The sequence below is a fragment of the Niallia sp. Sow4_A1 genome, from assembly GCF_052116745.1.
Classification (GTDB): domain Bacteria; phylum Bacillota; class Bacilli; order Bacillales; family Cytobacillaceae; genus Niallia; species Niallia hominis.
In genome coordinates, this window is sequence record NZ_JBQKKM010000108.1 from 1 (window position 1) to 2,154 (window position 2,154).

The 2,154-nt window shown below is 31.9% G+C and carries 3 protein-coding genes; all 3 read left to right on the plus strand.

Translation table 11 applies throughout. From position 1 onward, the window contains the following. The coding region (locus tag ACTQ5K_RS25325; protein WP_441994445.1) for a tyrosine-type recombinase/integrase at window positions 1-406 on the plus strand (406 nt) is incomplete at its 5' end. A gap of 162 nt (window positions 407-568) precedes the next feature. After that, the gene (locus tag ACTQ5K_RS25330) at window positions 569-970 is read left to right on the plus strand and encodes a VOC family protein (RefSeq protein ID WP_031540344.1); all 402 of its coding nucleotides are present in this window, start codon (window positions 569-571) and stop codon (window positions 968-970) included. Between the two features lie 260 nt (window positions 971-1,230). After that, window positions 1,231-1,974, plus strand: a complete 744-nt coding sequence (locus tag ACTQ5K_RS25335) for a hypothetical protein (protein ID WP_031540343.1) — start codon at window positions 1,231-1,233, stop codon at window positions 1,972-1,974. Window positions 1,975-2,154: the final 180 nt, after the last annotated feature.

The following is a 2,154-nucleotide window of genomic DNA, read 5'->3' on the forward strand; positions in this document are numbered from 1 at the left end:
TTTTTTCCAGCTACCGCGCTCTCGCTTGGTGGCCTTTTTGTCTAGTTGGGGGAATCGTCCCCCAACTAGACAAAAAGGATATTTATTCTCCCACAAACATTTTACTCATACTCTAGAGGAAAGAAAAGATAATGAGGAGGCTTTATTTGTTACTCTCCGTGCCCCACACCGAATGGGTGTTGCACAAATGAGATATGTCATTAAACAGATTTCGTTAAGAGCAAAAATTAGTAAGTGTATACATCCGCACCAATTAAGGTATAGTTATGCAACCACCTTAATTAATAATGGAGCACCATTAGAAGTTATTCAAAACTTGATGGGGCATGAGAAAAGTGAAACAACAAGGATTTACGCTTATCTAAGTGGACAATTAAGACGAGAATTATATAAGAAGTATTTCTGAAAGAACTGCAGGGAAAATTGCAGTTCTTTATGTTTTTATCAGAGCCGTATTTCAAGAATAAATGTCGTTTGTAACAATAGGGGCAGGTTAGTAAGAGAATGGATTTATAATACAAGTTGAATTATAATTTAGAAAATAGATAATAAAAGGAGTAGATTTATAATGGAAAAAATGGTCACACCATTTTTAATGTTTCAAGATGGCAAAGCAGAAGAAGCAATGACTTTTTACACATCTCTGATTGAGGATTCAGCAATTACAAATATTGTTCGATATGGTGCAAATGAAGGTGGGGATGAAGGAACTGTCATGCAGGCTACTTTCACCTTAAAAGGTCAAGAATTTATGTGCAGTGACAGTAATGTAATACATCAGTTTTCCTTCACACCTTCGTTCTCAATATATGTTACTTGTAATACCGAAGAAGAACTTGACAATATTTATCAGAAACTGATCGAAGGTGGACAAGCTCTTATGCCACTAGGAGATTATGGATTCAGTAAGAAATTTGGCTGGCTAAATGACCGTTTTGGAGTTTCGTGGCAACTAAATCTACCTAAATAATATGAAGAACTTAATATCCTGTTCATACCAATAATAAAAAGCATATATTGTTTAAACTAACGGGTGCTTTCCTTAAATAGAAGGCGAGCCTTTTCGTATGGTGCTAAAGGGGCAGTTTAGTGAAAGAAGGACTTTAAATAATAGACGGCGAATTCACATACAATAATAATCAATGGGGATATAAGATTGAAAATCTAAGAGGACACCTGTAAAGAAAATACTGAAAGGAATCTTGGGAAATTCAAGATAGTGAAGTGAAAATGAATAATCTAAAGAAAATATCTAGAGAAGAAGCAGCTAAACTAGGACAAGATAACAGAACAGTTTACTTTGATAACAAAGAAAAAATAGCAAATTTAGATGTTATTGAAATCCCAGATAATCTATCATTAGTCCAACAATTAGTAATTGCTAAATACTATTATATTTCTCAAGATTATCAAGATTTTATATATATTTATTCACATGAACAGTACAATTACGATGATCTTTTATGCTTATTTAATAAAGGATATTATTGTTATAAAGGTAATAAAAAAATAGCATTTTTATTAGAAAGTCCAAAACAACAAGCTATTGATTATTTTAGAGATGCGGTAAAAAACAATAAAATAAGTCCTTTTTTAACTAGTTTTTATAAGAAAAAAATAATAAATACGTTGGTTAGAGATCCTAATGAAATGCTGTCAATAAATACTACTCCAATTGAACAAATTAAAGAAATCATACCTAAGAAGAGAGAGTTAAGTTTCTATTTACTTAACACAAAAGATTTTGATTCTTCATCTATAGAGTCAGAACATAAACCGTTACTCAGTTATTTACAAAAACATCATCCGATAAGCTTTTCTATTCCTTCACCAAATAATATTTGTTTAGATAGCAACATTATTAATAATTATGGAATAAAACTCTTGTCATCAATATATAAGAGTATCTTACTAATTAACGAAGATAAAGATAATAGTGTTCTAGAAATACTATTCAGTAACCCCCTCTGTTAGGATAGATGTCGTACGATACTTTAGTGTTATACTTTAAGTAAATAACACGGAGGTCGATCGATATGAAAGAAAAAATGGAGTACGATACTCGAAGGAACAAAAAGAGGCAATTGTTAAACGAATGATGCCACCACATAACGAATCAGTGGCTACTATCTCGAAGGAAGAAGGCATCACAGA